The organism is Pseudomonas taiwanensis (genome assembly GCF_013393345.1).
In the GTDB taxonomy this organism is placed as follows: Bacteria; Pseudomonadota; Gammaproteobacteria; order Pseudomonadales; family Pseudomonadaceae; genus Metapseudomonas; species Metapseudomonas resinovorans_C.
Map to the genome: position 1 here is coordinate 201,252 of NZ_QJRF01000030.1, position 20,224 is coordinate 221,475.

Annotated in this window: 11 protein-coding genes; 5 read left to right on the plus strand and 6 right to left on the minus strand. The window is 64.0% G+C overall.

What is annotated here, in order from left to right; genetic code table 11:
• The first annotated feature begins 50 nt into the window (after window positions 1-50).
• From DM872_RS02215 to DM872_RS02230, 4 genes are all read left to right on the plus strand, one after another.
• Window positions 51-2,087: a DUF1302 domain-containing protein gene (locus DM872_RS02215; RefSeq protein WP_179057907.1), complete on the plus strand. Its 2,037-nt coding sequence runs from the start codon at window positions 51-53 to the stop codon at window positions 2,085-2,087.
• A gap of 63 nt (window positions 2,088-2,150) precedes the next feature.
• Window positions 2,151-3,518, plus strand: a complete 1,368-nt coding sequence (locus tag DM872_RS02220; protein ID WP_179057908.1) for a DUF1329 domain-containing protein — start codon at window positions 2,151-2,153, stop codon at window positions 3,516-3,518.
• 201 nt (window positions 3,519-3,719) lie between these two features.
• On the plus strand, window positions 3,720-4,808 hold the full coding sequence (locus DM872_RS02225) for a WD40/YVTN/BNR-like repeat-containing protein (protein ID WP_373273672.1): 1,089 nt from the start codon (window positions 3,720-3,722) through the stop codon (window positions 4,806-4,808).
• Between the two features lie 18 nt (window positions 4,809-4,826).
• Window positions 4,827-7,202, plus strand: coding sequence for an efflux RND transporter permease subunit (locus DM872_RS02230; protein WP_179057909.1), 2,376 nt, complete (start codon window positions 4,827-4,829; stop codon window positions 7,200-7,202).
• Window positions 7,203-7,855: 653 nt separating this feature from the next.
• On the opposite strand, the gene DM872_RS02235 is transcribed toward DM872_RS02230, so the two are convergent.
• The 6 genes from DM872_RS02235 to DM872_RS02260 all read right to left on the minus strand — a co-directional run bounded on the left by DM872_RS02235 (window position 7,856) and on the right by DM872_RS02260 (window position 14,677).
• Window positions 7,856-9,505: a BatD family protein gene (locus DM872_RS02235; RefSeq protein WP_179057910.1), complete on the minus strand. Its 1,650-nt coding sequence runs from the start codon at window positions 9,503-9,505 to the stop codon at window positions 7,856-7,858.
• Window positions 9,505-11,220, minus strand: a complete 1,716-nt coding sequence (locus DM872_RS02240; RefSeq protein ID WP_179057911.1) for a VWA domain-containing protein — start codon at window positions 11,218-11,220, stop codon at window positions 9,505-9,507. The genes DM872_RS02235 and DM872_RS02240 overlap by 1 nt, the downstream gene beginning before the upstream one ends.
• Entirely contained in the window at window positions 11,217-12,236 is a 1,020-nt protein-coding gene (locus DM872_RS02245) for a vWA domain-containing protein (RefSeq protein WP_179057912.1), read from the minus strand. Before DM872_RS02245 ends, DM872_RS02240 begins: the two co-directional genes overlap by 4 nt.
• Window positions 12,229-12,720, minus strand: a complete 492-nt coding sequence (locus DM872_RS02250) for a DUF4381 domain-containing protein (RefSeq protein ID WP_179057913.1) — start codon at window positions 12,718-12,720, stop codon at window positions 12,229-12,231. The genes DM872_RS02245 and DM872_RS02250 overlap by 8 nt, the downstream gene beginning before the upstream one ends.
• Window positions 12,717-13,595 (minus strand): DUF58 domain-containing protein, encoded by an 879-nt coding sequence (locus DM872_RS02255; RefSeq protein ID WP_179058005.1) that lies wholly within the window; start codon window positions 13,593-13,595, stop codon window positions 12,717-12,719. The genes DM872_RS02250 and DM872_RS02255 overlap by 4 nt, the downstream gene beginning before the upstream one ends.
• A gap of 122 nt (window positions 13,596-13,717) precedes the next feature.
• A complete protein-coding gene (locus DM872_RS02260; protein WP_077525393.1) occupies window positions 13,718-14,677 on the minus strand; it encodes an AAA family ATPase in 960 nt (319 codons plus the stop codon).
• Between the two features lie 409 nt (window positions 14,678-15,086).
• On the opposite strand from DM872_RS02260, the gene DM872_RS02265 reads away from it, so the two are divergent.
• On the plus strand, window positions 15,087-19,949 hold the full coding sequence (locus DM872_RS02265; protein WP_179057914.1) for an NAD-glutamate dehydrogenase: 4,863 nt from the start codon (window positions 15,087-15,089) through the stop codon (window positions 19,947-19,949).
• The last annotated feature ends 275 nt before the right edge of the window (window positions 19,950-20,224 follow it).

The following is a 20,224-nucleotide window of genomic DNA, read 5'->3' on the forward strand; positions in this document are numbered from 1 at the left end:
GCCTGACGGGCTGCCAATAACAAAGTGATCAGTCCACGGAGTAAGACTCGATGGAGCTCAAGTCCCGCAAGCCCACGTTGCGTTTCGCGCCGGCCAAGGCAGGTTTCGCCTTTGCCGGTATCCTGCCGATCCTGGTAGCCGCCCAGGCCCAGGCGGTGGAATTCAGCTTCGCCAACGACGAAATTTCCGGTTCCCTGGATACCACTGTTTCCTACGGCCAGCTGTGGCGCGTACAGGGCCAGGACAAGACCAACAACGACATCAACACCAACGACGGTAACCGCAACTTCGATACCGGCCTGGTCTCCGAGGTCTACAAGATCACTTCCGACCTGGAAGCGACCTACAAGAACTACGGCATGTTCGTTCGTGGCACCGCTTTCTATGACACCCAGATCATGGACAAGCGCAACGACTACCTGGACAACAACAACCCGGTCCAGCCGAGCCAGAACTTCCCGAAGGACGACAGCTTCACTTACGAAACCCGCCACAAGGCCGGTCGTGATGCGCAGATCCTCGACGCCTACCTCTATGGCAACTGGGACGTGGCCGACATGCCGGTCACCGGCCGCGTCGGCAAGCAGGTGTTCAACTGGGGTGAGGGCATCTTCTACCGCGGTGGCGTGAACACCACCAACCCGGTCGACGCCGCCAAGTTCCGCCTGCCGGGCTCCGAGCTGAAGGAAGTACTGGTACCGGTCGAGGCGCTGAGCTTCAACGTCGGCCTGACCGAAAACCTGTCGATGGAAACCTTCTACCAGTGGAACTGGAAAGAATCGGCCATCGACCCGGTTGGCACCTATTACTCCGAGACCGACCTGTTCGCTGATGGCGGTAATACCGCGTACTCCACCCAGCCTGCGCTGCAACCGCTCGCCCCCCTCTATGGTGGCCTGAGCGCTGCAGGTATCGGTGGCCTTCAGGGCGGCCGCAACGTAGACGCGAATGGCGTGATCAAGGTGGCCTCGATCGGTCCGGACATCAACGCCAAGAACGACGGCCAGTTCGGTGTGGCTCTCCGCTATATCGCTGAAGAACTGAACTCCACCGAGTTCGGCTTCTACTTCGTCAACTACCACGCCAAAGAGCCGACCATCGCGGCAAACCTGGGTGATTATGCGGGTCTGAACCTTGCCCAGATCGCTGGCGCCGCTTCTACCGCGATCGCTCCGCAGGTTCAGCAGGCAGTTGCAGCCCAGGCGGGTATCTCGGTCGCTCAATTGCGCGCAGTGCTGGCCAACCCGGCGCTGAACCCGGCCCTGGCGCGTGCTTATTCCAACGCGCTGACTACCGCTGCTACTACCGCAGCCGGCGGCCTGGCGACTATGGATGTGGCGAACGCCGTGCAAGCACAGCGTGAATACGCCGAAGACATCCGCATGTACGGCTTCAGCTTCAACACCACCGTGGGCGACGCTTCGGTGTTTGGTGAACTGGCCTACCGCCCGAACCTGCCGATCGGCATCGCCACCACCAACGACCTGCTGGGCGACCTGCTGCTCCAGGCGCCGCAACTGGCGTCGGGCCGCACCGTCAACATCGGCGGTCAGGACGTGCAACTGGGTGACTCGATCCACAACTCCGAACGCGTAGAAGCCTTCAATACCTCCCTGGGCACCATCTACAACTTCGGTCCGTCGCTGTCCTTCGACTCGCTGATCGGCGTGGCGGAGCTGGCTTCCGAGCACCTGCGCGGCAGCGACCTGCAGTACACCGCGTTCAACGGCCAGAAGCGCTACTACTCCGGCCGTGGCAACAACTCCTACGTCTCCGGCGGCGAGCGTGACGATCAGGTCAACAAGAACGCCTACGGCTACACCCTGCTGGTGTCCGGTACCTGGAACGACGTCTATGCCGGCGTGAACATCTCCCCCTACGTCGTCTACAAGGACGACTTCGAGGGCAACTCCTACCAGACCGGCAGCTTCATCGAAGGCCGCAAGGCTTACACCCTGGGCGTCAAGGCAACCTACCTGAACAGTCTGGAAGCCGAACTCCAGTACACCGAGTTCTACGGCGGCGGCCAGAACAACTCGGTACGTGACCGCGACAACATCGGCGTCAACGTCAAGTACTCGTTCTAATCCCAACAAGAACAATACGGGCGCCCCGGGGCGCCCGATACAGACTCATCACGGAGAACCCCCATGCTGAAAAAGCTTTCGCTGATTAGCGCCGCGGTCGCCCTGGCGCTCTCCGCCAGCAGCGCCCTGGCCTCGGTTTCGGCCCAGGACGCCACCAAACTCGGCGCCAGCCTGACCCCCTTCGGTGCCGAGAAGGCCGGCAACGCTGCCGGCACCATCCCGGCCTGGACCGGTGGTATCACCCAGGCTCCGGCTGGCTACAAGTCCGGCCAGCACCACCCGGACCCGTTCCCGGAAGACAAACCGCTGTTCACCATCACCAAGGCGAACCTGGACCAGTACAAGGCCAACCTGACTCCAGGTCAGATCGCCCTGTTCAACGCCTACCCGAACAGCTTCCAGATGCCGGTGTACCAGACCCGCCGCTCCGGCTCTGCGCCGCAGTGGGTGTATGACAACACCGTCAAGAACGCCACCACCGCCAAACTGCTGGACGGCGGCAACGGCTTCTCCGATGCCTATGGCGGCATCCCGTTCCCGATCCCGCAGAATGGCGTCGAGGCCCTCTGGAACCACATCACCCGTTATCGCGGCTCCTACATCGTGCGCCGCGCTTCGGAAGTGGCCGTGCAGCGCAATGGCGACTACTCCCTGGTGACCTCGCAGCAGGAAGCCCGGTTCAAGTACTACAACCCGCAAGGTACTTACGCCGACCTGAACAACATCCTGTTCTACTACCTGTCCTTCACCAAGAGCCCGGCTCGCCTGGCGGGTGGTGCCACCCTGGTCCATGAAACCCTCGACCAGGTGAAGGAACCGCGTCAGGCCTGGGGCTACAACGCCGGCCAGCGTCGCGTTCGCCGCGCACCGAACCTCGCCTACGACACTCCGATCGCCGCTGCCGACGGCCTGCGCACCGCCGACGACACCGACATGTTCAACGGCGCTCCGGACCGTTACGACTGGAAGCTGGTGGGCAAGAAGGAAATCTACATCCCGTACAACAACTACAAGGTTTCCAGCCCTGAGGTTAAGTACAAGGACCTGCTGCAGCCCGGCCACCTGAACCCGGCCTTTACCCGTAACGAACTGCACCGCGTGTGGGTCGTGGAAGGCACCCTGAAGTCGGGCGCCCGCCACATCTACTCCAAGCGCACCCTGTTCCTCGACGAGGACAGCTGGCAAGCCGCTGTGGTCGACCAGTACGACGGCCGTGGTGAACTGTGGCGCGTATCGGTGGCGTACCTGAAGAACTACTACGACCTGCCGACCACCTGGTCCGCACTCGACGTGTTCCACGACCTGCAGGCCCGTCGCTACCACGTGCAGAACCTGGACAACGAAGAGCCGACCACCATCGACTTTACCCAGGCCACTCCGGACGATGGCTACTTCAAGCCGTCCGCCCTGCGTCGCCGCGGTACTCGTTGATCGCTTGAAGCTCCACAAAAAGGGCCGCTACGTGTAGCGGCCTTTTTCTTTTGGGGAACGGGAATGCCGTGTTACAGAGCGCCACCAGCGCTTAACAAAACATAACGTCCCGCTGATTGTGCACGCTTTCCAAAGCTGGCTAGGATTAGGGCGCTGCCTGCCCTGGGCAGCATCCACCTATAACAAAAAGGGGAAAGGTGTATGAGTGAGCCCGTCATGCGGCGCACCCCGTCAGGCCTTGCCGTGGAAAATCTCCACAAGCCGACGTTCCGCTTTCATTCGCCGCTGGCCAAAGCGCTCTCGCTGTTCAGTGTGCTCTCTGTCCTTGCTGTAGCCGCTGCGCCCGTCTCCGTATCCGCGCTGGCCGCTGATGCGCCCGTCCTCTCCATTGAATCGCCCAAGGCCGTGAGCAGCCTCCTGCTCGACGTTGCCCATGCCGGCAAACGCCTGGTGGCCGTTGGCGACCGTGGCCACATTCTCTATTCCGACGACAACGGGAAGTCCTGGTCCCAGGCCAAAGTGCCTACCCGCCAGATGCTCACTGCTGTCTATTTTGTCGATGACAAGCAAGGCTGGGCCGTCGGCCACGACGCACAGATCCTTGCCAGCCAGGATGGCGGCGCGACCTGGACCCTCCAGTTCGAAGACCTGCAGCGCGAAGCGCCGCTGCTGGACGTCTGGTTCAAGGACGCGAGCACCGGCTTTGCCGTGGGCTCCTACGGCGCCCTGCTGACCACCCGCGACGGTGGCAAGAACTGGGAAGACGTCAGCGACCGCCTCGACAACGAAGACCAGTACCACCTCAACGCCATCGCCGCCGTGAAAGATTCCGGCCTGTTTGTGGTGGGCGAGGCGGGCAGCATGTTCCGTTCCGCCGACTGGGGTGAAACCTGGGAGCGCCTCGAAGGCCCGTACGAGGGCTCGCTGTTCGGCGCACTCGGCACTGCCGAGCCGGGCGTGGTCGTCGCCTACGGCCTGCGCGGCCACCTGTTCCGTTCCACCGACTTCGGCAACACCTGGGAGACCATCCCGCTGAAAGCCGGCAACGGTGAACTGGAGTTCGGCCTGTCCGGCGGGGCACTGCTGCCCGATGGCAGCCTGGTGGTGGTCGGTCATGGCGGCAGCGTGCTGAAGAGCATCGACAGCGGTCGCACCTTCGCCGTGGTGAACCGCAGCGATCGTATGTCGCTGGCCAGCGTCATCGCCGACGAGAAAGGCAACCTGATCCTGGTGGGACAGGGCGGTGTACGCGTAGCGTCCCCGACCGGCGCCGAGCTGGGCCAACTATAAGAAAGGCGGAGAGTTTCGATGAGTACCCATCACCAGGACAAGGCGACCTTTCTGGAGCGCCTGATCTTCAACAACCGGCCGGCGGTGATCGTCATCTGCCTGCTGGTGAGCATCTTCCTCTTCTGGCAGGCCATGCACGTACGGCCGTCCACCAGCTTCGAGAAGATGATCCCGCTGCATCATCCGTACATCCAGAAGATGCTGGAACACCGCAATGACCTGGCCAACCTCGGCAACACCGTGCGTATCTCGGTGGAAGCGGTCAACGGCGACATCTTCAGCAAGGAGTACATGGAAACCCTGCGTCAGATCCATGACGAGGTCTTCTACATTCCCGGTGTGGATCGTTCCGGCCTGAAGTCGCTGTGGAGTCCGAGCGTACGCTGGACTGAAGTGACAGAGGAGGGCTTCGCCGGTGGTGAGGTCATTCCGCAGACCTACGACGGCTCGGAAGCCAGCCTGGAAGAGCTGCGCAACAACGTACTCAAGTCCGGCCAGATCGGGCGCCTGGTGGCCAACAACTTCAAGTCCAGCATCGTCGACGTGCCGCTGCTCGAGTCCTATCCGGACCCGAACGACCAGGGCAAGTTGATGAAGCTCGACTACCGCCAGTTCTCCCATGAGCTGGAAGAGAAGATCCGTGACAAGTACCAGGCCCAGAACCCCAACGTGAAGGTCCACGTGGTTGGCTTCGCCAAGAAGGTGGGTGACCTGATCGACGGCCTGATCATGGTGGTGATGTTCTTCGGCATCGCCTTCTTCATCACCCTCGTTCTGCTGTACTGGTTCACCTGGTGCATCCGCAGCACCATCGCCGTGCTCTCCACCACCCTGGTGGCGGTGATCTGGCAGCTGGGCCTGATGCACTCCGTGGGCTTCGGACTCGACCCGTACTCGATGCTGGTGCCCTTCCTGATCTTCGCCATCGGTATTTCCCACGGCGTGCAGAAGATCAACGGTATCGCCCTGCAATCCAGTGACGCCGATAACGCCCTGACCGCAGCACGGCGCACGTTCCGCCAGCTGTTCCTGCCGGGCATGATCGCCATCCTCGCCGACGCCGTGGGCTTCATCACCCTGCTGATCATCGACATCGGCGTGATCCGCGAGCTGGCCATCGGCGCCTCCATCGGTGTGGCGGTGATCGTCTTCACCAACCTGATCCTGCTGCCGGTTGCGATCTCTTACGTTGGCATCAGCAAGAAGGCCATCGAGCGCAGCAAGAAGGACGCGGTGCGCGACCATCCGTTCTGGCGCCTGCTGTCCAACTTCGCTCACCCGGTCGTGGCACCGATCTCCGTGGTCATCGCCCTGATCGCCTTCGGTGGCGGCCTGTGGTACGGCCAGAACCTGAAGATCGGCGACCTGGACCAGGGTGCACCGGAACTGCGTCCGGACTCGCGCTACAACCAGGACAACAACTTCATCATCAACAACTACTCCACCAGCTCCGACGTACTGGTAGTCATGGTCAAGACCGGCCCCGAAGGCTGCTCCACCCATGAGACCCTGGCGCCGGTGGACGAGCTGATGTGGAAGATGGAGAACACTCCGGGCGTGCAGTCTGCCATCTCCATGGTCACCGTCTCCAAGCAGGTGATCAAAGGGATGAACGAAGGCAACCTGAAGTGGGAAACCCTGTCCCGCAACCAGGACGTGCTGAACAACTCCATCAGCCGTGCTGAAGGCCTGTACAACTCCGACTGCTCGCTGGCCCCGGTGCTGGTGTTCCTCAACGACCACAAGGCCGAGACGCTGACCCGTGCCGTGACCGCCGTAGAGGAATTCGCCAAGGACCACAACAAGGATGGCCTGCAGTTCCTCCTCGCAGCGGGTAACGCCGGTATCGAAGCGGCCACCAACGAGGTGATCGCCCAGGCCGAGCTGACCATCCTGATCCTGGTGTACATCTGCGTTGCCGTGATGTGCCTGATCACCTTCCGCTCCATCGCCGCCACCCTGTGCATCGTGCTGCCGCTGATCCTCACCTCGGTGCTGGGCAACGCGCTGATGGCCTGGCTGGGTATCGGCGTGAAAGTCGCGACCCTGCCGGTGATCGCACTGGGCGTGGGTATCGGTGTCGACTACGGCATCTACATCTACAGCCGCCTGGAAAGCTTCCTGCGTGCCGGCCTGCCGCTGCAAGAAGCCTACTACCAGACCCTGAAGTCCACCGGCAAGGCGGTGCTCTTCACCGGCCTCTGCCTGGCGATCGGTGTTGCCACCTGGATCTTCTCGGCCATCAAGTTCCAGGCCGACATGGGTCTGATGCTCACCTTCATGCTCCTCTGGAACATGTTCGGTGCCCTGTGGCTGCTGCCGGCCCTGGCGCGCTTCCTGATCAAGCCCGAGAAACTGGCGGGCAAGGTCGGTGGTTCGCTGCTGGCCCACTGATCCGAATCAGCTGGATGAAAAACCGCGGCCCAGGCCGCGGTTTTTTTATGGGCGCCCGTTCATGGTCGAACCCCCACGTTGGGCCTCGCTCCGCTCGGACCAACCTACGGCAGGCCTGCGGCCTGCTTGGCGAATGAATTCGCCTCCACAAGAGAGCACCGATGCTGATTGGTAGGAGCGAGCTTGCTCGCGAACAGCTTCGGCACGATCCTTCGCGAGCAAGCTCGCTCCTACAGAAAGGCCGTCTGTGCATGCGGTAGGTTGTGGCAGAGCGCAGCGAAGCCCAACGATCCAGGTCGAATCCCCGCGTTGGGCCTCGCTCTGCTCGGACCAACCTACGGCCTGCTTAGCGAATGAATTCGCCTCCACAAGCGAGCACCGATGCTGACTGGTAGGAGCGAGCTTGCTCGCGAACAGCTTCGGCACGATCCTTCGCGAGCAAGCTCGCTCCTACAGAAAGGCCGTCTGTGCATGCGGTAGGTTGTGGCAGAGCGCAGCGAAGCCCAACGATCCAGATCGAGGATTCTCCCGGACTTCATCCAGGATGCTGACTGGTAGGAGCGAGCTTGCTCGCGAACAGCCCGGGCACGATCCTTCGCGAGCAAGCTCGCTCCTACAGTTAAAAGTAAGCGAGGCTGCGACTGTGCTGGCTCTCAGCGCGGATACAACGGCGGCAGCTGGCTTGGCTCGCCTGTGGTTTGCTGTTCCACCACGAGGGCGGGGAGGGCGCGGATGGCTTTCCAGAGGTCTTCGCCCTGCCAGTGCAGGCCGGCTTCGCTGTACAGCGCGCCGTTGAGTCCGTCCATGGCATCGGACAGCGGCACGAAGCGGGCGGCCATGTCAGCGAGGGTTTCCGGGTGCTGGCGAGCCCAGTTGTCCAGGGCCTGGCGCGTCGCGTGGGGATCGTTGGACTGGCAGGCCCGGCGCAGTTCATCCAGCAGGGTGCGGGGACTCGGACCAGTCTGGATGGTGGGCAGGATTGCGGGTTGGCGACGCGCGCGCCACCAGAGGCCGAAGCCCAGCAGGGTCGTGCAGGCGAGCAGCGCGGTGGCGAGCTGCCAGGGCCAGAGACGCGCCTGGCCAATGGCGTTGCCGACCTGTGTGCCCACGGACAACGCTGGCGCTGATTCGAGTTCCGGGTTGCTGGCGACTTCCAGGGTGCGCGCCGGAATTTCGCTGCGCTCCAGGCGATTGTCACGGGTGTTCCACCAGGTCACCGTCACCGCCGGCAGTTCCAGGCGGCCACTGGTGGTGGGCACCAGGGCTTCGCGCTCTTCGCGGCTGCCAAGGAGTCCCCGGTCGTCGGTCTTGTTGCCCAGCTGTGGCTGGTCGGGATAGCGGCGCAAGCCTTTCGCCTGTGTCGCCGGCAGCGGCGGGATCTGCGCGCTGGAGAGGCCTTCCACGTTCAGCATCAGGCTGCGGGTCAGCGAGTCACCGGTTTGCACGCTTGCGGGATCGGGGCTCCAGGACTCGGCCAGGGTCAGGTTGCGCGCGGGCAGCCAGGGGGCATCGGCCGGGTACTCGGCGGGCTTTGGCATGACAGTCAGGGGAATGCGCGGCGAGTTCACCCGGGTCAGCTTGCCCGGGCGAGGGCCGAAGGGCTGATAGCCGGTATCGCTACCCGGATCGACCAGGGTCGCGCTGAACACCTGCGGGGGAATGTTCAGGACGCCACTCTTCTGCGGGAAGACCGCGTAGCGCACTTCGATCACGCCATGGCGAACGCCATTGATCTCTTTCTCGTAGGTGCGCGGATCGCCCAGTTGCTCGACGCGGGCGTCGTCCATCTGCAGCGGGCTGAGGCTGCTGTCGTCGTAGAGCGACACAGAATGGTAGATGCGCAGGGTGAGGATGGCCTGCGCCTGTACGTAGACGCTTTCCTGGTCGAGGCTGGCGTCGATGAAGACCGGGGCCAGGTTGCTGCCGCCGGACGTGTCGCTTTTCTCGGCCTTCTGGACGTTAAGGGTGATGGGCGCGCTGTGAACGTCGCCCAGCTTCAGCGCCGGGATGGTGACGAAGCCGGCCTGCTTCGGCTGCAGGGTGATGATCCAGCGGGTGGCGCGGTCGTTCTTGCCGTTGAAGGTGCCGAGCTGGTTGATCTGGCGCGTGGCGAGCACATCGAAGGTGTCGTTCAGCGGTGTCAGATCGGGCTTGCCGAACAGGGTCGGGTCGGAGGACTCGAGGGTCAGCTCGACGGTTTCACCTTCGCTCAGCCGCGTGCGGTCGACGGACGCGGTGAAGCCGGCGGCTTGCGCTGCCAGTGCCGTCAGGCTGAGGAGTAGGGTGCATAGCAGGCGCGTCATCACTGTTCTTCCTGGCGCTGTTGCTGTTCGTACCAGAACTTGCGGCGCAGCAGCTCGGCCGGATCGTCCGGAATCTGCCGCAGCCATTGTTCAAGGGCCTGGCGACGCTCGTCCCCCAGGGGTTCGTTACTGGCGGACTGGCTTTGCGTAGCGTCCTGGGAGGTGGCTTGCTCGGCGGTGCCGCCCTGGCCCGGTCGCGTCGATCCAGCTGCCTGGGCTTCGTTGCCAGCCTGTTGCGCAGCGTTCTGCTCGGGGTTCTGTTCGCCTGCCTGTTGCGCAGCCTTTGCCTCGCTGCTCTGGCCAGCCTGCTTTTCAGCGTTCTGCGATGCCTGGTCGCCAGCTTCGCGCTCGGCCTCGCGCTGGCGCAGCAGGTCTTCCACCAGTGCCTTGTTCTTCGTTGCTGGAACGAGGTCCGGCTGGCGTTGCAAGGCCGAATCATAGGCGTCTATCGCCGCTTCCAGTTCGCCGGCCCAGGCCAGGGCATTGCCGCGATTGTAGTGGTCGGCCGCCGTATCGCCCTGGGCGAAACGCGCCGCGGCCTCCGTGTAATCGCCAGCCTGATAGAGGGCCACGCCCTGCCAGCGCGCATCGCTGAAGCGCCTGGCTGCTTCCTCGGGTTGCTGAGCCTCCAGCAGACGGTGGCCTTGCTGGTCAGGGCGCAGCCAGAGGTCTTCGAAATCCATGGCCAGGCTCGGCTGCGGAAGTACCAGCAGCAGCGGCAGGCAGAACAGCCAGCCACGGCGACCGGCGCAGGCGGCGATGAGCAGCAGGGGCAGCAACAACCAGTGACCCTGATCGGCCCAGGCCGCGAGACGGGCGATCTCGCCACTCTCGCGCAGGCTCCTGGGGCCATCGAGCAGCTCCAGGTTGCGCAGGTCGCCTTCGTCCAGGCGGACTTCGGCGTAGCGACCGCCCAGGCTCGCGGCGAACCGGCGCAGTTGGGAGCCGTCGAGTTTGGGCAGCAGGATGGCGCCCTGTTCGTCCTTGAGGAAGCCACCGTCTTCCTGGGCGATGGGGGCGCCAGCCGCGGTGCCGATGCCCAGGATGACCAGGCGCTCGGCGCGTGATCCGAGGGCCTTGCGGATTCCGGTTTGCTCTTCTTCGTCGAGGCCGCTGGTAATCAACAGCAGCCGTCCCTGACCCAGCGCGCCCTGTTCCAGCAGTTTCAGCGCCTTGGCGACGGCCAGGTCGGCACGATGCCCTTGCTGCGGCATGATCGAGGGCTTCAGGGATTCGATCAGGTTGAGGCTGGTCATCAGGTCGTCGGAGAGCGGGACCAGGCTGTGGGCACTGCCGGCATAGACGACGATCGCCGTCTGCGCGTCGCGGCGCGCGTCCAGCAGGTCACGCAATTTGCGTTTGGCCTGTTCGAGGCGGCTGGGCGCGATGTCGCCGGCGAGCATCGATGGTGTCAGCTCCAGCATCACGACCAGCGGGTCGGCGCGCTTCTGCGTGCTCTGTTCCATCTGTTGCCAGGTGGGGCCGAGCAGGGCCAGCAGGCACAGCAGCCAGGCCAGACCGAGGGCGAGCCAGGGCAGCCGGTTGTTGCGCTGGCTGCCGCCGCTGAGCAGCCAGGGCTGGAAAGCACGCGGCAGCAGTTGCTCCCAGCGGCCGCTGCGCCGTTCGCGGTGCCAGAGCTGCCAGAGCAGCCAGCCCATCGGTGGTAGCAGAAGCAGCCATGCGGGGCGCAGCCAGTGGGGCCAGAGCTCCATCATGGGCGCCTCCCCAGCCAGTGCGGGCGTTGTTGCAGGGCATGGGGCCAGAGCACGTGGCAGACCAGCAGGATGCTCAGCAGCAGCGCGCCGGCCAGGGGCCAGCTGTACAGGGAAAACGCCGGGCGGGCCTGGCTGGCGCGCTGGGTCACCGGTTCCAGGCGGTCGAGGCTTTCCTCGATTTCCTCCAGCTCTTTGCTGTTACGTGCGCGGAAGTATGCGCCGCCGGTCTGTTCGGCGATGGCGGTGAGGGTCGGCTCGTCGAGGTCCATGCTCGGATTGAGGCCGAGGATGCCGAGTACGTCACTCTGCTCCGGATCGGCGCCGATGCCGATGGTGTAGATCTTCACCTTCTCTTCGGCCGCCAGGCGCGCGGCGGTCAGCGGGTCGATCTCGCCGCCGGTGTTGGCGCCATCGGTGATCAATACCAGCACGCGGCTGTCGGCCGGACGCTGGCGCAGGCGTTTCACCGCCAGGCCGATGGCGTCGCCGATGGCGGTGTTCTTGCCGGCGATGCCGATCAGGGCCTCGTCGAGCCAGGTGTGCACGGTTTGGCGGTCGAACGTCAGGGGGGCCTGCAGGTACGCCTTGCTGCCGAACAGGATGAGGCCGATGCGATCGCCACGACGGCCGTCGATGAACTCGCCCATGAGGTGTTTCACCAGGGTGAGTCGGCTCACGGTTTCCTCTTCCCATTGCATGTCGGCGTAGTCCATGGACCCGGACACGTCCACCGCCAGTAGCAGGTCCCTGCCGCTGGTGGGTAGCGGTTGTGGCTCGCCGACCCATTCCGGACGCGCGGCGGCGCAGAGCAGCAACAGCCAGAGCAGGGCGAAGGGGGCTTGTTGACGCCAGGCGGGTAGGTTGGCCCGGGCGCGCCGGCCCACCAGGCCTTCGAGGTCGGCGAGGAAACTCACCTTCAACGCCGCTTCACCGCTGTCCGCCGGCGGCAATAGCAGGCGCAACACCCAGGGCAGCGGGGCAAGGAGAAACATCCAGGGCCAGGCGAACTCAAACATGCTTGCGGATCCAGGTCTCGACGGACTGGTAAAGGCCGGCAATGGCCTTGTCGTCCAGTTTGCACTGCGGGCGGTAGGCACCTTCGACCAGCAACATCCAGCGTGTCAGGCCGGCGGCTGGGCAGCGGTTGTCGAGGTAGGCCAGCCAGGCGCGGCCGCTCAGGGTATGACTCTGGTCTCCGGGATAGTGCATGCGGCAAAGACGTTTGAGCAGGCCGTTGAGCTCCTGCAGCCAGGGTCCGGCGGGTGCGCCGTCGTAGGGCTTGGGCAGACGCGCCAGTTCCTCCAGGGCGGCCTGGCGAAGCGGGTCCAGTGGCTGTTCGACGTCCACGATGGACGACTGTGTCCTGCGTTGCCACCAGCGCCACAAGAGCCATCCCAGCAGGGCGAGCAGGGGCGGCAGACACCACCAGCCGGGTGCGGGCGGCCACCAGGGAATGGGGGCTGGTGCGATCAGGGGTTCGAGACCGTCGAGCGGGTTCATCGTGCGCCACCCCGATGCATCAGGTAGTCGCGCAGTTGTTCGATCATGTCTTCCTGGGTGGACAGCGGCAGCAACAGAACCCCCAGCCGCTGGGCCAGGCGCTCCCAGCGTGCGGCTCGGGCATCGCCCATTTCGCGATAGGCCTGGCGCAGGTCGCTGGCGTGGGTGTCCAGTTCCAGCTGGGCGCCGTGCTCGGCGAAACGCAGCAGGCCGGCGGCCGGCAGCGCATGGTCCAGCGGATCGGAAACCGGCATCAGGATCAGGTCGGTGTGACGCGAGAGGAGGCTGATCTGTTGCTCGGCGGTGTCGGAGAGGGTGCGCTCGTCGCAGAGGATCACGACGAGACTGCCCGGACGCAGTACCTCGCGGGCGCGGCGCAGGGCCAGGCTGAAACCTTCGCGCTGGGCACCGCTCGGGCTGCCGAGGGCCTGGTTGGCGCGGGCCAGACGGTTCAGCAGTTGCAGGAGGCTCTGCTTGCTGCGTCGGGGCTTGATCTCGTGGTGGTCGTGGTCGCTGAACACCAGCCCGCCGACCCGATCATTGTGGGCCAGGGCAGCCCAGCCAATGAGGCTGGCGGCCTGCGCGGCGAGCACCGACTTGAATACCAGTCCAGTGCCGAAGAATAGCCGTTGGCTCTGCTCGACCATGATGAATACCGGCCGCTCGCGCTCTTCGTGGAACAGTTTGGTGTGCGGCTCCTGGGTGCGCGCGGTGACGCGCCAGTCGATGGTGCGCACGTCGTCGCCGGCCTGGTAGATACGCACCTGGTCGAAGTCCACGCCGCGGCCACGCAGCTTGGAGTGGTGCAGGCCGATCAAAGGGCTGCGCCGGGCGGGGCTGGAGAACAGCTGCACTTCGCGGACCCGGTGGCGCATGTCGATCAGCTCGGCCAGGTCCACGTGCACGCCCTCTGCACTGGCAGCGGGTGGTGCAGAGCCAGGTGTCGCCGGACGGCGCTTCCTGGCCCGGAACTTCCAGACCACCGCTTTCAGGCGCATCAGGCTACCGCTACCACATCCAGGATGCGCTGGATTACCCGGTCCTGGTCGATACCGGCAGCTTCTGCTTCGAACGAGAGAATAATGCGATGACGCAGCACGTCGAAGAGCACCGCCTGGATGTCTTCCGGGCTGACGAAGTCGCGGCCTGCCATCCAGGCATGGGCTCGAGCGCAACGGTCAAGGGCGATGGAGCCTCGCGGGCTGGCGCCCCAGGCCAGCCAATCGGCCAGTTCGCTGTCGAACTTGGCCGGGGTGCGGGTGGCCATGACCAGGTGTACCAGGTACTCCTCCACCGCGTCGGCCATGTAGAGCCCGAGGATTTCCTTGCGCGCGGCGAAGATCGCCTGCTGGCTGACCTGATGCTCGGCACGTGTCTCGCCGTGCAGCGCTTCGCCGCGGGCCTGCTGGAGGATCTTGCGTTCCACCGAGGCGTCCGGGAAGCCGATGCGCACGTGCATCAGGAAGCGGTCGAGCTGGGCTTCCGGAAGGGGATAGGTGCCTTCCTGTTCGATCGGGTTCTGGGTCGCCATCACCAGGAACAGCGGAGGCAGCGCGTAGGTGGAGCGGCCGATGGACACCTGGCGCTCAGCCATGGCTTCCAGCAGGGCCGACTGCACCTTGGCCGGTGCGCGGTTGATTTCGTCGGCCAGCACCAGGTTGTGGAAGATCGGCCCCTGCTGGAACACGAAGCTTCCATTCTCCGGACGGTAGATCTCGGTGCCGGTGATGTCCGCCGGCAACAGGTCCGGGGTGAACTGGATGCGATGGAACTCCGCTTCCACGCCATCCGCTAGGTCCTTGATCGCCTTGGTCTTGGCGAGGCCGGGCGCGCCTTCCACCAGCAGGTGGCCGTCGGCGAGCAGGGCGATCAGCAAGCGGTCGATGAGCTTTTCCTGGCCGAGGATCTGGGTGGAAAGGAAGTTTCGCAGGGCGACTAGCGCTTCACGGTGTTCCATCGATGGACTCGTTGAGCTGGGGAAAAGAGAGCTGTAGGCCCTCCGTTGTTGATGCATAACTTTAATCCAGACCAGGGGAGGCGGCCTAGAAGAGCCTGAATTCAGGCGTTGGTTCCGTGACGGGGATGGATATTTGCCATCGCTGGCAGTTCATCGCGAGTAACGCTTGGAGAGGACTTGTACGTTGGTATAGGCGGACGCTGATTGAACGAATATGTCGCAGCACCGTAAGCGCGCTGCATTGCTCCCTCGTTAAGCTTTCGCGGCAATGGTGACCGCCGGGTCGCAGTTGTTTCCCGGCGCTTGCCCGGAGCAGGGTCGCACTGCCCGGATCGACCTGTGGCCCTTTCTCCGCCTTTTAAGCGTTCTACGCTTAACCCCAACAAAACGAGCCTAGCGGAGCACAACCATGGCGTTCTTCACGGCGGCCAGCAAAGCCGACTTCCAGCATCAACTGCAAGCGGCCTTGGCGCAGCACGTCAGCGAACAGGCATTGCCACAAGTTTCCCTGTTCGCCGATCAATTCTTCGGCATCATCGCGCTCGACGAGCTGACCCAGCGCCGAATGTCCGACCTGGCCGGCTGCACCCTCTCGTCCTGGCGCCTGCTGGAACGCTTCGACCCCGCCAGCCCTGAAGTGCGGGTGTTCAACCCCGACTACGAGAAGCACGGCTGGCAGTCCACCCACACCGCCGTGGAAGTGCTGCACCCCGACATCCCCTTCCTGGTGGATTCGGTGCGCATGGAGCTGAACCGTCGGGGCTACAGCATTCATACCCTGCAGAACAACGTGCTCAGCGTGCGCCGCAACGCCAAGGGCGAACTGCAGGAAGTCCTGCCCAAGGGCACCCAGGGCAAGGATGTGCACCAGGAAGCGCTGATGTACCTGGAGATCGACCGTTGCGCCAACAACGGTGCCATGAAGACCCTGGAGAAAGCCCTGCTGGAAGTGCTGGGTGAAGTCCGTGTGACCGTGGCCGACTTCAAGCCGATGAAGGCCAAGGCCCAGGAGCTGCTGGCCTGGCTGGACAAGGCCAAGCTGAAGGTCGATGGCGAAGAGCTGAAGGAAGTGAAGGTGTTCATGGACTGGATCCTGGACGACCACTTCACCTTCCTCGGCTATGAAGAATTCACCGTGGCCGACGACAAGAACGGCGGCCACCTGGTGTACGACGAGAAATCCCTGCTGGGGGTTTCCAAGCTGCGCCGTGCGGGCCTGAAGAAGGACGACGTGCACATCGAGGCCGAGGCCCTGGAGTACCTCCGCGAGCCCAATCTGCTGTCCTTCGCCAAGGCAGCCGAGCCAAGCCGTGTGCACCGTCCGGCCTACCCGGACTTCGTTTCCATCCGTGAGCTGGACGCCAAGGGCAAGGTGATCAAGGAGTGCCGCTTCATGGGCCTCTACACCTCCGCCGTGTATGCCGAAAGCGTCGAGCACATCCCTTACATCCGTCGCAAGGTGGCGGAAATCCAGCGCCGTTCCGGTTTCGATGCCAAGGCGCACCTGGGCAAGGAACTGGCCCAGGTTCTGGAAGTCCTGCCGCGTGACGACCTGTTCCAGACCCCGGTGGCTGATCTCTTCAGCACCGCCATGTCCATCGTGCAGATGCAGGAACGCAACAAGATTCGCCTGTTCCTGCGTCGTGATCCGTACGGACGTTTCGCCTATGCGCTCGCCTACGTGCCGCGCGATGTGTACTCCACCGAAACCCGCCTGAAGATCCAGCAGATCCTGATGGATCGCCTGCAGGCCACCGACTGCGAGTTCTGGACCTTCTTCTCCGAGTCCGTGTTGGCGCGCGTGCAGTTCATCCTGCGCCTGGACCCGAAGATCAAGCTGAACGTCGATATCGCGTTGCTGGAGAAAGAAGTCATCCAGGCTTGCCGCTCCTGGAAGGACGACTACGCCAGCCTGGTCAACGAAAGCTTCGGCGAAGGGCAGGGCACCCGTGTCCTGGCGGACTTCCCGAAAGGCTTCCCGGCCGGCTATCGCGAGCGCTTCGCCCCGCACTCGGCGGTGGTGGACATGCAGCACCTGCACAGCCTGTCCGACGAGCGCCCGCTGGTGATGAGCTTCTACCAGCCGCTGGCCCAGGGTGAGCAGCAGCTGCACTGCAAGCTCTACCACGCCGACACCCCGCTGGCGCTGTCCGACGTCCTGCCGATCCTGGAGAACCTCGGCCTGCGCGTACTGGGCGAGTTCCCCTATCGCCTGGCGCGCCAGGACGGTCGCCAGTACTGGATTCACGACTTCGCCTTCACCAGCGCCCTGGGCAATGAAGTGGACCTGCAGGAACTGAACGACACCCTGCAGGACGCCTTCGTCCATATCGTTGGCGGCCATGCCGAGAACGATGCCTTCAACCGCCTGGTGCTGACCGCCGCCATGCCGTGGCGCGATGTGGCCCTGCTGCGTGCCTATGCGCGCTACCTGAAGCAGATTCGCCTGGGCTTCGACCTCTCCTACATCGCCAGCACCCTGCTGAACCACGCCAACATCGCCAAGGAGCTGGTGCGCCTGTTCAAGACCCGCTTCTACCTGGCGCGCAAGCTGGCGACGGACGACCTGGAAGACAAGCAACAGAAGCTGGAGCAGGCCATCCTCGGTGAGCTGGACAACGTGGCGGTGCTCAACGAAGACCGCATCCTGCGTCGCTACCTGGACCTGATCAAGGCGACCCTGCGCACCAACTTCTACCAGCCCGACGCATCCGGCCAGAACAAGTCGTACTTCAGCTTCAAGCTGAGTCCGCGCCTGATTCCGGAAATCCCGCGTCCGGTGCCCAAGTTCGAAATCTTCGTCTACTGCCCGCGCGTCGAGGGCGTGCACCTGCGCTTCGGCGACGTGGCCCGCGGCGGCCTGCGCTGGTCCGATCGCGAGGAAGACTTCCGTACCGAAGTGCTGGGCCTGGTGAAGGCGCAGCAGGTGAAGAACGCGGTCATCGTGCCCATGGGTGCCAAGGGCGGCTTCATTCCGCGTCGCCTGCCGGTGGGCGGCACTCGTGACGACATCCAGAACGAGGCCATCGCCTGCTACCGCATCTTCATCTCCGGTCTGCTGGACGTGACCGACAACCTGAAGGAAGGCAAGGTGGTGCCGCCGGCCAACGTGGTGCGCCACGACGCCGACGACCCCTATCTGGTGGTCGCCGCCGACAAGGGCACCGCGACCTTCTCCGACATCGCCAACGGCATTGCCCAGGATTACGGCTTCTGGCTGGGTGACGCCTTCGCCTCCGGCGGTTCGGCTGGTTACGACCACAAGGGCATGGGCATCACCGCCAAGGGCGGCTGGGTGTCGGTGCAGCGTCACTTCCGCGAACGCGGCATCGACGTGCAGAAGGATCACGTCACCGTGATCGGCATCGGCGACATGGCAGGTGACGTGTTCGGCAACGGCCTGCTGCTGTCGGACAAGCTGCAGCTGGTTGCCGCCTTCAACCACATGCACATCTTCATCGACCCGAACCCGGATTCGGCGTCCAGCTTCATCGAGCGCAAGCGCATGTTCGACCTGCCGCGCTCCTCCTGGGCCGACTACGATGCCAAGCTGATCTCCGAGGGCGGCGGCATCTTCCTACGCGCCGCCAAGAGCATCGCCATCAGCCCGCAGATGCAGCAACGCTTCGAGATCGAGGCCGACAAGCTGACCCCGACCGAGCTGCTCAACGCTCTGCTGAAGGCGCCGGTGGACCTGCTCTGGAACGGCGGCATCGGCACCTACGTCAAGGCCAGCAGCGAAAGCCACGCCGATGTGGGCGACAAGGCCAACGACGCTCTGCGTGTGGATGGTCGTGAGCTGCGTGCCAAAGTGGTGGGCGAGGGCGGCAACCTCGGCATGACCCAACTGGGTCGTGTCGAGTACGGCCTCAACGGTGGCGCCAGCAACACTGACTTCATCGACAACGCCGGCGGTGTGGACTGCTCGGACCATGAGGTCAACATCAAGATCCTGCTCAACGAGATCGTGGCCAACGGCGACATGACCGGCAAACAGCGCAACAAGCTGCTGGCCGAGATGACCGATGACGTGGGCAACCTGGTGCTGGGCAACAACTACAAGCAGACCCAGGCGCTCTCACTGGCGCAGCGCCGCGCTCGCGAGAAGATCGGCGAGTACAAGCGCCTGATGAACGCCCTGGAAGCGGCCGGCAAGCTGGACCGTGGCCTGGAGTTCCTGCCCGCAGACGAGGAGCTGAACGAGCGCATTGCCAATGGCCAGGGCCTGACCCGCCCCGAGCTGGCGGTGCTGATCTCCTACAGCAAGATCGACCTCAAGGAGTCGCTGCTCAAATCCCTGGTGCCGGATGACGACTACCTGGCCCAGGAAATGGAAACCGCCTTCCCGGCACGTTTGGCCGAGACCTTCGGCGAGTCCATGCGTCGTCACCGCCTGAAGCGCGAAATCATCAGCACCCAGATCGCCAACGACCTGGTCAACCACATGGGCATCACCTTCGTGCAACGTCTGAAGGAGTCCACAGGCATGAGCGCGGCCAACGTGGCTGGCGCCTACGTGGTGGTGCGTGACGTGTTCCGCCTGCCGCACTGGTGGAAGCAGATCGAGGCGCTGGACTACAAGGTGCCGGCCGAACTGCAGCTGACCCTGATGGATGAGCTGATGCGCCTCGGCCGCCGCGCTACCCGCTGGTTCCTGCGCAGCCGTCGTGAAGACCAGAACGCCGCGCGCGACGTCAACCACTTCGCCCCGCGTGTGGAGGCCCTGGCCGGTCGTCTGGACGAACTGCTCGAAGGCCCATCCCGCGAGCAGTGGCTTGCTCGCTTCCAGTCCTACGTGGAAGCCGGCGCGCCGGAGGACCTGGCTCGTGTCGTGGCGGGTACCAGCCACCTCTACACGCTGCTGCCGATCATCGAGGCATCGGATGTCACCGGCAAAGACACTGCCGAAGTGGCCACTGCCTACTTCGCGGTGGGCGGCGCACTGGACCTATCCTGGTACCTGCAGCAGATCACCAGCCTGCCGGTGGAGAACAACTGGCAAGCGCTGGCGCGGGAAGCTTTCCGTGACGACCTGGACTGGCAGCAGCGTGCGATCACCATCTCCGTCCTGCAGATGAACGAAGGTCCTGCGGACATCGAGGAGCGCGTGGCGCTGTGGCTGGACCAGCATCGCGCCCTGGTGGAGCGCTGGAAGGCCATGCTGATCGAACTGCGCGCCGCCACAGCGACCGACTACGCCATGTACGCGGTGGCCAACCGCGAACTCATGGACCTGGCCCAGAGCGGCCAGCACGGCATCTGCATTCCGTGATGCCTGTGGCTTCGTAAAGGTTTTGTGCTCTCAGCCCCGCTTCGGCGGGGCTTTTTTTCGTCCGACGGATTTCGCTGTGGGGGATCTCAATCGCGAGTAGGGCTCATGGCCGAACGTGTAGGAGCGAGCTTGCTCGCGAACAGCCCGGGCGGGATCTTTTCGCGAGCAAGCTCGCTCCTACAGAAGATCCGACTTCAACCTGACTATCGGAGTCGGGATTCGGGTTCAGTCCCCTGAAATGGCCTCAAGCGTTCGAGGAAGGTCGTAGCTTTGCC